Below are 11,054 nucleotides of genomic sequence, written 5' to 3' on the forward strand. Positions count from 1 at the left end.
GCGCACCACACCCATTGCCAGCCGTGGCGGCCCTGTGCCAACCCCGGCGGCTGCCGCACCCAAGCGTAAGGCTTACAAGCTGGTGGCTATCGGTACTTCAACCGGTGGGCCGGTGGCCTTGCAACGGGTACTGACGCAGTTACCGGGCAATTTCCCGGCGCCGATCGTGCTTGTGCAGCATATGCCGGCCGCGTTCACCAAAGCGTTTGCCGAGCGGCTGGACAAGCTTTGCCGCATCAGTGTCAAGGAAGCCGAGGACGGCGATATCCTGCGCCCCGGTCTGGCCTTGCTGGCACCTGGCGGCAAGCAAATGATGATCGACGGCCGTGGAGCCGTACGCATCCTGCCGGGCGATGAGCGCCTCAACTACAAACCGTGCGTGGATATCACCTTCGGCTCGGCGGCCAAATCCTTTGGTGACAAAGTTTTGGCGGTGGTATTGACCGGCATGGGCGCGGACGGCCGCGAAGGCGCGCGCATGCTCAAACAGGGCGGCAGCCAGGTATGGGCCCAGGACGAAGCCAGTTGCGTGATTTACGGCATGCCCATGGCCATCATCAAAGCCGGCCTGGCCGATGCGGTGTACAGCCTCGATGACATTGGCCGGCACCTGGCCGAGGCTTGCCACTGATGGACGTGCTCAGCCTGATTGGCATCATCATGGCGTTTGTCGCGATTATCGGCGGCAACTACCTGGAGGGTGGCCATCTGGGCGCTCTGGCCAATGGCCCGGCGGCGTTGATCGTGCTGGGCGGCACTGTGGGCGCGGCATTGCTGCAGTCGCCCATGAGTGCGTTCAAACGGGCAATGCAGACCGTGGTGTGGATTCTGTTTCCGCCACGTATCGACATGACGGGCGGTATCGACCGTGTCGTCAACTGGAGCCTTACGGCCCGCAAGGAAGGCTTGCTCGGCCTGGAAGGCATGGCCGATACCGAGCCCGACAGCTATTCGCGCAAGGGCCTGCAATTGCTGGTCGACGGAGTAGAGCCGGAAACCATTCGCAGCGTGCTGGAAGTCGACTACATGACCCAGGAAAGCCGCGATATCGAGGCCGCCAAGGTGTTTGAGAGCATGGGCGGTTACGCCCCGACCATCGGCATTATTGGCGCGGTCATGGGCTTGATCCACGTTATGGGCAACCTGGCCGATCCAGGGCAACTGGGCAGTGGCATTGCGGTGGCGTTTGTCGCGACCATTTACGGGGTGGCCAGCGCCAACCTGGTGTTGCTGCCCATTGCCAGCAAGCTCAAGGCCATTGCCATGCGCCAGTCGCTGTACCGTGAGATGTTGCTCGAAGGCATCCTGTCGATTGCCGAGGGCGAGAACCCGCGCTCCATTGAACTCAAACTTCAAGGCTTTACAGGTTAACTATGAGCCGGCGCCGTCGCCACGCGGATGAACACGTCAATCACGAACGCTGGCTTGTGTCCTACGCGGACTTCATCACCTTGCTGTTTGCCTTTTTCGTCGTCATGTACTCGATTTCTTCAATCAATGAGGGCAAGTACCGAGTGATTTCCCAGGCGCTGGTCGGTGTGTTCAATGACACCGAGCGCAGCATCAAGCCGGTGCCCATCGGTGAAGAGCGTCCGCTGACCACCCAGCCTGCCGAACCCTTGATAAAAGACAGCGAAAATACTGACGCCGGTTTGGGGCAGCGCCCCGATGACCCGCTCAAGACCATTGCCAATGACATCACCCATGCCTTTGGTGATTTGATCGCGTCCAAACAATTGACGGTGCGCGGCAATGAGCTGTGGGTCGAGATCGAACTCAACTCCAGCCTGCTGTTCGGCAGCGGTGATGCGATGCCCAGCAATGCAGCTTTCGAGATCATCGACAAAGTGGCCGTAGTACTCAAACCCTTTGAAAACCCGATACATGTCGAAGGGTTTACTGACGACCTGCCGATCCGGACCGCGCAGTACCCGACCAACTGGGAACTGTCATCGGCGCGCTCGGCAAGCATCGTGCGCATGCTCGCCATGCAGGGGGTCAGCCCCGGGCGCATGGCCTCGGTGGGCTACGGCGAGTTTCAGCCGGTGGCCAACAACGCTACGCCAGAGGGGCGCGCGCTCAATCGCCGGGTAGTGCTGGTGGTGTCGCGCAACCTTGAGGTACGCCGCAGCCTGACTGGCACGGGCACCGCCCATGCAACACCGGATGCCGCCTTGAAGCGGGCTGGCACACAAACTGCACCGCCACAGACACAGCCACTGGTTCGCGGGAATGCCGTCAATTCCCCGTCGCCAACCCTATAAATCTCGGCCGGCACGCATGCAGCCGGGAGGAACAACTGAATGAGAGTCTGGGCAGTAGCCAATCAAAAAGGTGGGGTCGGCAAGACCACCACATCCATCGCCCTGGCCGGTTTGCTGGCAGAGGCGGGCAAGCGCGTGGTGGTGGTCGATCTTGACCCGCACGGCTCCATGACCAGCTACTTCGGTTATGACCCCGATGGTCTGGAACACAGTGTCTACGACCTGTTTCTGCATCAGGGCCAGGTGCCTGAGGGCCTGGCCGCGCAATTGCTGTTGCCCACCAGCCACGAGAAAATTTCCTTGCTGCCGGCCACCACGGCCCTGGCGACCCTCGAGCGTCAGGCTCCGGGGCAAAGCGGCCTGGGCCTTGTGATTGCCCGCAGCCTGGCGCAACTGTGGCAGGACTATGACTACGCGATCATCGACAGCCCGCCGATTCTGGGTGTGTTGATGGTCAACGCGCTGGCGGCCAGCCAGCAGTTGATCATCCCGGTGCAAACCGAGCATCTGGCGCTCAAGGGCCTGGAGCGCATGGTGCATACCCTGCGCATGATCAACCGCTCGCGCCCCCAGGAGCTGCCGTTCTGTATCGTGCCGACGTTGTTCGACCGTCGTACCCAGGCGTCGATGAGTACCTTGCGAGTATTGCGCGATGTGTACCCCGAGACCCTGTGGCAGGGTTTTATCCCGGTCGATACTCGTTTGCGCGATGCCAGCCGTGCCGGGCAGACGCCTTCGCAGTTCGATGAGAAAACCCGTGGAGTGATCGCCTACCGTGCGTTGCTCAAGCACGTCCTCACCCGCCAGCTTGCACCGCAGGTGGCGTGAAGTGGGCGGGCATTCAAGTATCGGTCGGGTCTGGCCGATAACGACTACAGGTCTCTGTCGCGAGGCTGATGAGTGGGGCACTTTATGACGCAGCCAGTAGCACTTTCCAACCGCTCGCAAGTGGCCTTGCAGTCGTACCTCGACGACTTGCTGTTTGATGCAACCCAGGCACTGGAAGCGGCTGAACCCGCACCCGCGCAGCCGGAGGCGGAACCTGCCGCCGCGCAACCCATTGAAGCGCCGTTGGCGATGCCGGTGGAGCTGTCTGAGGTCGGTGTGCCTGCCGAGGCGCTGGCCCATCCGCTGGTTGAAGTCCATCGGCCCAGTGCCCCCGGGGCGCATTTGCCGGTTCCCGATGATGGTCGCCCGGCCTGGGCTGCCGAACCTTTCGAGTGCCTGCTGTTCGACGTGGCGGGGTTGACCCTGGCGGTGCCATTGGTGTGCCTGGGCTCGATCTACTCACTGGCCGGGCGTGAACTCACTCCGCTGTTTGGCCAGCCAGACTGGTTTCTGGGGATCCTGCCCAGCCAGAGCGGCAAGCTCAACGTGCTCGATACCGCGCGCTGGGTGATGCCTGAACGCTATCGCGATGATTTGCGCGAAGGGCTGCAATACGTGATTTCCGTACAGGGCTACGAATGGGGGCTGGCGGTGCATCAGGTCAGCCGTTCGTTGCGCCTGCACCCCAACGAAATCAAATGGCGTTCACAGCGCGGGCAACGGCCGTGGCTGGCGGGCACGGTGATTGAACACATGTGCGCATTGCTGGATGTGGAGCAACTGGCGGCATTGATCGCCAAGGGCAAGTCATAACAATAATCGTGGTCGATTCACCTGCGAGGGCGGATCGCCAGTTATCAGAATCGAGCAGTATTTCAGTCAGGGGTTTGGGGTATGAAACAGTCAGCGGCACAGGGTTCTGAAGATCCGATCCTGCAATGGGTTACCTTCAAGCTGGACAACGAAACCTATGGCATCAATGTGATGCAAGTGCAGGAAGTGCTGCGTTACACCGAAATCGCCCCGGTACCGGGTGCGCCTTCCTACGTGTTGGGTATTATCAACCTGCGCGGCAACGTAGTAACGGTCATAGACACGCGTCAGCGTTTTGGTCTGTACAACGCCGAAATCACCGATAACTCGCGCATCGTCATCATCGAAGCCGACAAGCAAGTGGTTGGGATTCTGGTCGATAGCGTGGCAGAGGTGGTGTATCTGCGTCAGTCCGAAATCGAAACGGCGCCTAACGTGGGCAATGACGAATCGGCCAAGTTTATCCAGGGTGTGTGCAACAAGAACGGCGAACTGCTGATTCTGGTTGAACTGGACAAAATGATGACCGAGGAAGAATGGTCGGATCTGGAGAACATCTGATTGATCCTTGAGGCGGCGGTAATCGTCCTGGGCCTGTTATGGGCCGTGACCCTGTGGCTGTTTGTCAGCCACGTGCGCCGTCAGCGGGTGCTTGTGGCGCAACAGGCTGCGGCCGATGAACAGCGAGACCGGCGCCTTCGGGAACTGGCGCGGCGCCTGGATACCTACCAGAACGGCAATGTGCAGATGGGCGAAGCCCTGCACGAATTGCGCGCCGTGGTTGCGCCGCTGCCCGAGAAGCTGACTCAGCTTGAGCAGCGTGACCCTACCAGCCTGTCGTTCAACCAGGCGGCGCGGCTGGTGAGCATGGGTGCCAGTGTCGATGAGCTGACCCAGGCATGCGGCCTGACCCAGGCTGAAGCCGAACTGATGAGCAAAATGTACAAGGGTTGAGTTGGGTGACTGACCGTAGCCGCTGAGGAGCGCAGCGAGCCTGCGCTCCTCAGCGGCTACAGATGACTGCCTGCAGTCTCCAGCAGCGCCCGCTGCAATACGTCTACCATCCGCAACCTTGGCCCTTGGGCAAGGCTGAGCAGCACAATTTCTCGGTCATAGCGCTTATCCCCGACCGGCTCAAGCACACAACTGCCGGTCCAGCGCTCAATTCCCGACCAGCATGGCACCAGACTCACCCCAAGGCCCTGTGCCGTGAGCAGGGCGATGGTTTCCAGTGCATCCAGATCGAGCAGGGCAGCGGGTGACAGGCTGTGATCCTGCAAATACTGCAGGGCATGGCGGCCGCCCCAGGCATCGGGGTCATACTGAATGTACGGGCAGTGTTGCAGGCGGGCGTCGATGCCTTGCGTGGAGGGTTCATTGGAAATAAACAGCAAAGGCTCCTTGCGCAGCACTACCACCTCGAAGGTTTTGCTCAGTGCAAAGGGCGGTGCGACCACTATCGCGGCATCCAGCTCATTGGCCTCCAGCGCCTGATACAGCGCGCGCGATGTGCCGGGCACTATGACCGGTTTCAGTTGCGGGGTTGAGCGGGTCAAGGCGCGCAAGGCCTGTGGCAGAAGCCCCGTGAGCACGGTTGAAATGGCGCCGATGCGCAAGGGGGCGGTCAGGCCCTGGCTATCGGCATCACCTGCCAGCAGCGCCACTTCATTGACGATGGCACGTGCCCGGGGCAGTAAATCCAGGCAGGCCAGGCTGGGTTTGGCCTCATGCCCGATGCGCACCAGAAGCTCCAGCCCGAGCTGGCGCTCAAGGGCCATAATGCGCTGGCTGACGGCGGCGGCAGTGAGGTTTTCCAGGCGTGCTGCCCTGGCAATCGAGCCGCAATCCACCACGGCGATCAGGCTTTTGAGGTAGCGCGTATCCATAAGAATTTCTTTCTTTCACGGATAAAATAACAGGTTAGTTCTATTGAAGACGGCAATGCATCATTGGCGCAAGGGCCATCTGGCCTGTTCCGGTTTCAGGAGGTCACTGTGCAATCGCTTTTTCATTTCGCCTATCACGTTCACGACCTGGTCTCGGCGCGGCGCTTTTATTGCGACGTGCTGGGCTGTGCTGAGGGGCGCAGCACGGAGAGCTGGGTAGATATCGACTTTTTCGGCCATCAGTTGTCGTTGCATCTGGGCGAGCCGTTTTCCGTTAGCAATACCGGGAAAGTCGGCGAGCACCGGGTGCCCATGCCACATTTTGGCGTGGTACTGGCCATGCCCGACTGGCACGCTCTCAAAGAACGCCTGCTGAGCCGTGACGTGCAGTTTGTACTGGAGCCGACCCTGCGCTTTGCCGGGACAGCGGGGGAGCAGGCGACGATGTTTTTCCTCGACCCCTCGGGCAATCCCATTGAGATCAAGGGTTTTGCCGATTGGGCAGCGGTATATGCCGTGTAACACAGCCATAATCCGAGGTTAAACATCACATGAGCTTTCTTGACACTGCAGATGCCTGCGCGATCGCCGAACACGTACGCAAGGCGCTGCTTGGCCCCGAGCAGGTGGCTGAGCATTTTCTGGCGCAAAGCAATGCCCGCGAACCTGCAATCCAGGCGTTTGCCGCGTTCGATGCGCAGTGCGTACGTAAACAGGCGCTGTGCCTGGGCAGCCCGCAGATCAATGGTTTATTGGCCGGTGTGCCGGTGGGGGTCAAGGACATCATTGATACCGGCGACCATCCGACTGCATTTTACTCGCCGATCTACGCCCACAACCGGCCCTCGCGGGATGCCCATGTGGTTGCGCTGCTGCGTCAGGCCGGGGCGGTGATCATGGGTAAAACCCATACCACTGAATTTGCCTATATGCACACGGGGCCGACGCGTAATCCCCATGACCTGCAGAGGACGCCGGGCAGCTCCAGTGCCGGCTCTGCTGCGGGCATGGCCGCGGGTTTTTTCCCCCTTGCCCTGGGCACGCAAACGGCGGGCTCGCTGCTTAAGCCTGCATCCTATTGCGGGTTATATGCCTTCAAGCCGTCCCATGGGCTGGTTTCCCTGGAAGGGGTCAAGCCCCTGGCGCCGAGCTTCGACACCCTGGGCTGGTATGGCCGTTCGGTTCGTGACCTGGCGCTGCTCGCCCGGGTACTGGTGCCCGGCTTGCCGCAAACGAACGGGGAGAATGGCGCCCGATCATTCGGGTTTTGTCGTACGTCGCGTTGGGATCAGATCGATCCTCCGGTGGCTAAGGCCTTGCTGGCAGCTATGGAACAATTGAAAACCGCAGGCCACAGCGTCACCGAGGTGATACTGGAGGACGAGTTTGCCAGTGTTTTCGATGATCATCAGTTGATCAATGACTGCGAGGGTGCCCGTTCACTGAGCAAGGAGTGGCAATCGAACCCCGAGCAACTGAGCCCGCAAGTGCTGGCCATGATTGATAGGGCGCGGGCCACCAGTTGGCAGCAGGAAACGGCAGCGAAGGCTCGGCTGGCGGCGTTGGCGCCGGTGTTGAAGGAGCATTTCGAAGCCTTTGACGCGATGCTGGGTGCCACCTGCGGCATGGTTGCGCCACTGGGGTTGCAGAGCACCGGGCCATCAGACTTCTGCAAGTTCTGGATGGCATTCGGCCTGCCCCAGCTCAATATTCCGATGCCCCGGGCGTCGGGGGAGCTGCCAGTGGGGCTGCAACTGATTGGCGGGTTTCGCCAGGACAGTAGGCTGCTCGAAGCGGCGCAGCAGGTGGATAGCGCCCTGCGCTCAACGCCCGGTCTGTAGCAGCTGCCGAAGGCGATAGAGCGTTCAACGGGGAGGGATGTCGCGTTCCTCCGGCTCGGTCTGGGGGGCAAAACCCTCTGGGAATTTACCTTTAAGCTGCCAGGCAAAGGCAATGATCTCTGCCAGTGTGCGGTACAGCTCTTGCGGGATGCTGTCACCCAATTCCATGCGCGCCAGTAATTTGACCAGCTCGGCATTTTCATAAATAGGCACTTCGTGTTCACGGGCCAACGCCAGGATGGCTTCGGCCAGTTCGTCATCGCCCTTGGCGGTGAGGGTAGGGGCCTGTTTGCCGTCGTATTTGAGGGCAATCGCCTGGCGCGGTTCTGCAGGTGTATTCATGCGGTTTCATCGACCCAGCGTTGTTCCAGACGGGTATGGCCACTTTGCGGCGGGATGCCTTGATGGCAATCCAGATCGGTCACGCTCAACCCGGCATCACTCAGACGCTGACGCAAGTTGCCCAGCTGACTTTCGATCAGGCGGGCGGTGTATGCCTGTTCGGCCCAGAGCTGGCCCGACAGGTTGCCCCGCAACAGCTGCGCCTGCACATGCAGCGGGCCCAGGGGGGCGAGGTCGAAGGCCAGCTCCACGCGCCATAGTTGATCCTTGATCTCCCGGGATTCGGTTTTGTCTTGCGCTTGTTTTTCCGGCGGGTCTTCACGCTGGAACTTGACCTGCAAAGGTACGATGTCGTGAGCATTGCGCATGGGGATTTCCAGTTGCCAGGTGGTCAGTACACCACCCTCGGCCGTGCGCCCACTCTGTTCAAGGCTGGACAGCTGATGGCTTTGCAGCCGCGAGACAGCTGCTGCTGCCAGTTTCAGCAAGTTCTCCAGGCTGTCTTCACCTTCACCGTTCTGCAGCAAGCGCTGGGGCAAGGGGAAGCCGCCGGGCTGTGGTTTGGCGCTGACCTGGCCGAGCATGCCCAGGGCATTACGCACAAAAGTCGGCAAGGCCTGGGCCTGGGTGCTGGCAGCCATGCCGGGGTTGAAACTGGTGCTTGACGGCAGACCGGGCAGGATCTGCGCAATAAGGCGCAGCAAGGTAGCTTTCATGTCAGGGGCCTGTGCCGGGGTTTGCCCGGTCAGCAGTCGGGCCTCCAGAAATGCCCCGCTGTTGAGCAGGGCATCACCCAGGCCTTTGGCGTTGCTCAGTTGGTAGGGCGTAGGCAAACCGGCTAATAGTTTGTCGATGGATGCACGCAGCTCAGCAGGCATGTCGGCTGTGGCCGGCAGTTTTTGCAGGGCGTTGAAAAGGCCCTCCAACGAGCCTTGCCGGCTCTGTTGTGTTGCCAGTTGTTGCGCCACAGCCAGTTGTTCCTGGCGCCCGCTCAGCGGCACAAACTCGAGGCTCTGCGGGCCGTCCACACGGGCGCTAAGCAAGCTGCCGATACGCAAGGGCAGCGGGCTGTCCAGGGTCAGGGTCGTGCCGCTCAGTGCGCTGTTGAGCAAGGTCACCAGTGACCGATAAACCGTCGGTTGCCCTGCGGGCTGCGCCAGGGCCTGAGTGGTCAGTACCTTGCCTTGCAGCAGCGTGCCCACTGGCAACTGTCGGGTATCGAGGCGGGTGAGAGTGGCGACGCTGCTGCTCAGGGCCTGTTGCAGGCTGATCGCAAGGTTTCCCGCAGAAGGCTGGGTCACGGCCAGTTGGGTGCCCAGCGGCAAGGGAAAATTGCTGCTGGCCTGCACGTTGGTTTCGCGGCCACTGGCCAGGGTCAACTTGAGCAAAAGCTGGAAGCTCAGATCGTTTTGCTTGAGTGACAGCACCTCGGCCTGGGCACTTTGGCCGGGCTTTATCAGGCCCTCTGCGGGCTGCAGCAACTTGAGCACTTCACCGCCCACAAGCCCCTGACGCACACTGCTGGGGGCGGATTGTGGGATGGGTGGAATATTCATGTCGCCTTTCATCGTAACAACCTGTCGAAATTGCCCTCTTTAGCGTAGGACATGGCATGTATAATGCTGCCCCGTCGTTCAGAGCGCCTAAAAAACATAACAATTGTTTGATCCAGCTCTCTGAATCAGGCCGCAAATGCATTTATCCTGCATCATTTTAACGGCCATGCCTGCGCCGACTTGAACCGTGAAGGCCTCAATTACGTGACCAGCCCTCTTTTAGAAGCCGTAGCGCTCGCTTGTGAGCGTGACTGGCGGATGCTGTTCGAACACCTCGAATTGCGTCTGAGCAGCGGCGACATGCTGCAAATCAGCGGCCCCAACGGCAGCGGCAAAACCAGCCTGCTGCGCTTGTTGGCGGGCCTGATGCAGCCAACGGCTGGCGAAGTACGGCTTAACGGTATGGCCCTGAGCGCCCAACGTCATGAATTGACCAGCAACTTGCTGTGGATCGGCCATGCGGCGGGGATCAAGGATTTGCTCACGGCCGAAGAAAACCTCAGTTGGCTGTGCGCCTTGCATCGCCCGGCAACCCGTGATGCCATCTGGGCTGCGTTGCACGAGGTCGGCTTGCAGGGCTTTGAGGATGTGCCGTGCCACACCTTGTCGGCAGGGCAGCAGCGCCGTGTGGCGCTGGCCCGCCTGTATCTGGACAGCCCGCCGTTGTGGATTCTCGACGAGCCGTTTACCGCGCTCGATAAACAGGGCGTGGCGCAACTCGAAGAACACCTGGCCCGCCACTGCGAAAGCGGCGGCATGGTGGTGCTCACCACGCACCATACCTTGACCCGGATGCCGGCCGGTTACCGCAATATCGACCTGGGGCAGTGGGCTGTATGAGTGTGTTTGCCGTATTGGTGGCGCGCGAAGCGCGTTTGCTGTTCCGTCGCCCGGCCGAATTGGCCAACCCGTTGGTGTTCTTCGCGATTGTCATCGCAATGTTTCCGCTGGCCGTTGGCCCGGAGACGAAATTGTTGCAAACCTTGTCTCCAGGACTGCTGTGGGTCGCGGCCCTTTTAGCGGTTTTGCTCTCGCTGGACGGGCTTTTCCGCAGTGATTTCGAGGACGGATCGCTTGAGCAGTGGGTCCTTTCGTCGCACCCCCTGCCTCTACTGGTACTGGCCAAGGTGCTGGCACACTGGGCGTTTTCCGGTCTGGCGCTGGTGATCCTGTCACCCCTGCTGGCCCTGATGCTCGGGCTGCCGGTGGCGTGCCTGCCGGTGTTGCTGATGTCGTTGCTGCTGGGGACGCCAGTGTTGAGCCTGCTTGGTGCCGTGGGCGCTGCCCTGACCGTGGGCCTCAAGCGCGGCGGCTTGCTGCTGGCGCTGCTGATTTTGCCTTTATATATCCCGGTATTGATCCTTGGTAGTGGCGCCCTGCAGGCGGCATTGCAAGGCATGCCTGCAACCGGTTATTTGCTGTGGCTTGGTAGCCTGACCGCCCTGGCTGTAACCCTGACACCTTTTGCAATAGCTGCCGGCCTGAAAATCAGCGTCGGCGAATAATGAGGTCTGGCCTGCGTGG

The 11,054-nt window shown here is 60.7% G+C and carries 14 protein-coding genes; 11 read left to right on the plus strand and 3 right to left on the minus strand.

What is annotated here, in order from left to right; translation table 11 throughout:
• The 7 genes from cheB to GHN92_RS21105 form a co-directional block, all read left to right on the plus strand.
• A partial coding sequence (gene cheB, locus GHN92_RS21075) for a chemotaxis-specific protein-glutamate methyltransferase CheB (protein WP_153381039.1) occupies positions 1-631 on the plus strand: 631 nt, incomplete at its 5' end.
• Positions 631-1,371 carry a flagellar motor protein gene (locus tag GHN92_RS21080; RefSeq protein WP_095002088.1) on the plus strand — a complete coding sequence of 247 codons (741 nt, stop codon included), beginning with the start codon at positions 631-633 and terminating at the stop codon, positions 1,369-1,371. The genes cheB and GHN92_RS21080, both read left to right, overlap by 1 nt.
• A gap of 2 nt (positions 1,372-1,373) precedes the next feature.
• Positions 1,374-2,264 (plus strand): flagellar motor protein MotD, encoded by an 891-nt coding sequence (gene motD, locus GHN92_RS21085; protein WP_133143732.1) that lies wholly within the window; start codon positions 1,374-1,376, stop codon positions 2,262-2,264.
• Positions 2,265-2,303: 39 nt separating this feature from the next.
• A complete protein-coding gene (locus tag GHN92_RS21090; RefSeq protein WP_095002086.1) occupies positions 2,304-3,092 on the plus strand; it encodes a ParA family protein in 789 nt (262 codons plus the stop codon).
• An 84-nt stretch (positions 3,093-3,176) separates the two neighbouring features.
• Positions 3,177-3,905, plus strand: a complete 729-nt coding sequence (locus GHN92_RS21095) for a CheW domain-containing protein (protein ID WP_095024383.1) — start codon at positions 3,177-3,179, stop codon at positions 3,903-3,905.
• An 81-nt stretch (positions 3,906-3,986) separates the two neighbouring features.
• On the plus strand, positions 3,987-4,466 hold the full coding sequence (locus tag GHN92_RS21100) for a chemotaxis protein CheW (RefSeq protein ID WP_016781537.1): 480 nt from the start codon (positions 3,987-3,989) through the stop codon (positions 4,464-4,466).
• Positions 4,467-4,859: a DUF2802 domain-containing protein gene (locus tag GHN92_RS21105; RefSeq protein ID WP_095002084.1), complete on the plus strand. Its 393-nt coding sequence runs from the start codon at positions 4,467-4,469 to the stop codon at positions 4,857-4,859.
• A gap of 56 nt (positions 4,860-4,915) precedes the next feature.
• On the opposite strand, the gene GHN92_RS21110 is transcribed toward GHN92_RS21105, so the two are convergent.
• The gene (locus GHN92_RS21110; protein ID WP_153381042.1) at positions 4,916-5,791 is read right to left on the minus strand and encodes a LysR substrate-binding domain-containing protein; all 876 of its coding nucleotides are present in this window, start codon (positions 5,789-5,791) and stop codon (positions 4,916-4,918) included.
• A 108-nt stretch (positions 5,792-5,899) separates the two neighbouring features.
• Here GHN92_RS21110 and GHN92_RS21115 point away from each other — a divergent pair, with 108 nt between their 5' ends.
• The gene (locus tag GHN92_RS21115; RefSeq protein ID WP_095002082.1) at positions 5,900-6,313 is read left to right on the plus strand and encodes a VOC family protein; all 414 of its coding nucleotides are present in this window, start codon (positions 5,900-5,902) and stop codon (positions 6,311-6,313) included.
• A 29-nt stretch (positions 6,314-6,342) separates the two neighbouring features.
• Positions 6,343-7,632, plus strand: coding sequence for an amidase (locus GHN92_RS21120; protein ID WP_153381044.1), 1,290 nt, complete (start codon positions 6,343-6,345; stop codon positions 7,630-7,632).
• A 24-nt stretch (positions 7,633-7,656) separates the two neighbouring features.
• On the opposite strand, the gene GHN92_RS21125 is transcribed toward GHN92_RS21120, so the two are convergent.
• A complete protein-coding gene (locus tag GHN92_RS21125) occupies positions 7,657-7,974 on the minus strand; it encodes an EscU/YscU/HrcU family type III secretion system export apparatus switch protein (protein ID WP_133143731.1) in 318 nt (105 codons plus the stop codon).
• Positions 7,971-9,542 (minus strand): flagellar hook-length control protein FliK, encoded by a 1,572-nt coding sequence (locus GHN92_RS21130; protein WP_095002079.1) that lies wholly within the window; start codon positions 9,540-9,542, stop codon positions 7,971-7,973. Before GHN92_RS21130 ends, GHN92_RS21125 begins: the two co-directional genes overlap by 4 nt.
• Before the next feature lie 192 nt (positions 9,543-9,734).
• Here GHN92_RS21130 and ccmA point away from each other — a divergent pair, with 192 nt between their 5' ends.
• Together ccmA and ccmB are read left to right on the plus strand one after the other, a co-directional pair.
• Complete coding sequence (gene ccmA / locus GHN92_RS21135; protein ID WP_178102667.1) at positions 9,735-10,370, plus strand: cytochrome c biogenesis heme-transporting ATPase CcmA; 636 nt, start codon at positions 9,735-9,737, stop codon at positions 10,368-10,370.
• Complete coding sequence (gene ccmB, locus GHN92_RS21140) at positions 10,367-11,035, plus strand: heme exporter protein CcmB (protein WP_016781529.1); 669 nt, start codon at positions 10,367-10,369, stop codon at positions 11,033-11,035. Before ccmA ends, ccmB begins: the two co-directional genes overlap by 4 nt.
• Positions 11,036-11,054: the final 19 nt, after the last annotated feature.

It is taken from the genome of Pseudomonas sp. FSL R10-2964, assembly GCF_009600035.1.
In the GTDB taxonomy this organism is placed as follows: Bacteria; Pseudomonadota; Gammaproteobacteria; order Pseudomonadales; family Pseudomonadaceae; genus Aquipseudomonas; species Aquipseudomonas bubulae.

Excerpts from the sequence above, each read along its gene's own strand:
- GHN92_RS21080 (WP_095002088.1), top strand. The coding sequence starts at position 631 with ATGGACGTGCTCAGCCTGATTGGCATCATCATGGCGTTTGTCGCGATT.
- motD (WP_133143732.1), top strand. The coding sequence starts at position 1,374 with ATGAGCCGGCGCCGTCGCCACGCGGATGAACACGTCAATCACGAACGC.
- GHN92_RS21090 (WP_095002086.1), top strand. The coding sequence starts at position 2,304 with ATGAGAGTCTGGGCAGTAGCCAATCAAAAAGGTGGGGTCGGCAAGACC.
- GHN92_RS21095 (WP_095024383.1), top strand. The coding sequence starts at position 3,177 with ATGACGCAGCCAGTAGCACTTTCCAACCGCTCGCAAGTGGCCTTGCAG.
- GHN92_RS21100 (WP_016781537.1), top strand. The coding sequence starts at position 3,987 with ATGAAACAGTCAGCGGCACAGGGTTCTGAAGATCCGATCCTGCAATGG.
- GHN92_RS21110 (WP_153381042.1), bottom strand. The coding sequence starts at position 5,791 with ATGGATACGCGCTACCTCAAAAGCCTGATCGCCGTGGTGGATTGCGGC.
- GHN92_RS21120 (WP_153381044.1), top strand. The coding sequence starts at position 6,343 with ATGAGCTTTCTTGACACTGCAGATGCCTGCGCGATCGCCGAACACGTA.
- GHN92_RS21125 (WP_133143731.1), bottom strand. The coding sequence starts at position 7,974 with ATGAATACACCTGCAGAACCGCGCCAGGCGATTGCCCTCAAATACGAC.
- GHN92_RS21130 (WP_095002079.1), bottom strand. The coding sequence starts at position 9,542 with ATGAAAGGCGACATGAATATTCCACCCATCCCACAATCCGCCCCCAGC.
- ccmB (WP_016781529.1), top strand. The coding sequence starts at position 10,367 with ATGAGTGTGTTTGCCGTATTGGTGGCGCGCGAAGCGCGTTTGCTGTTC.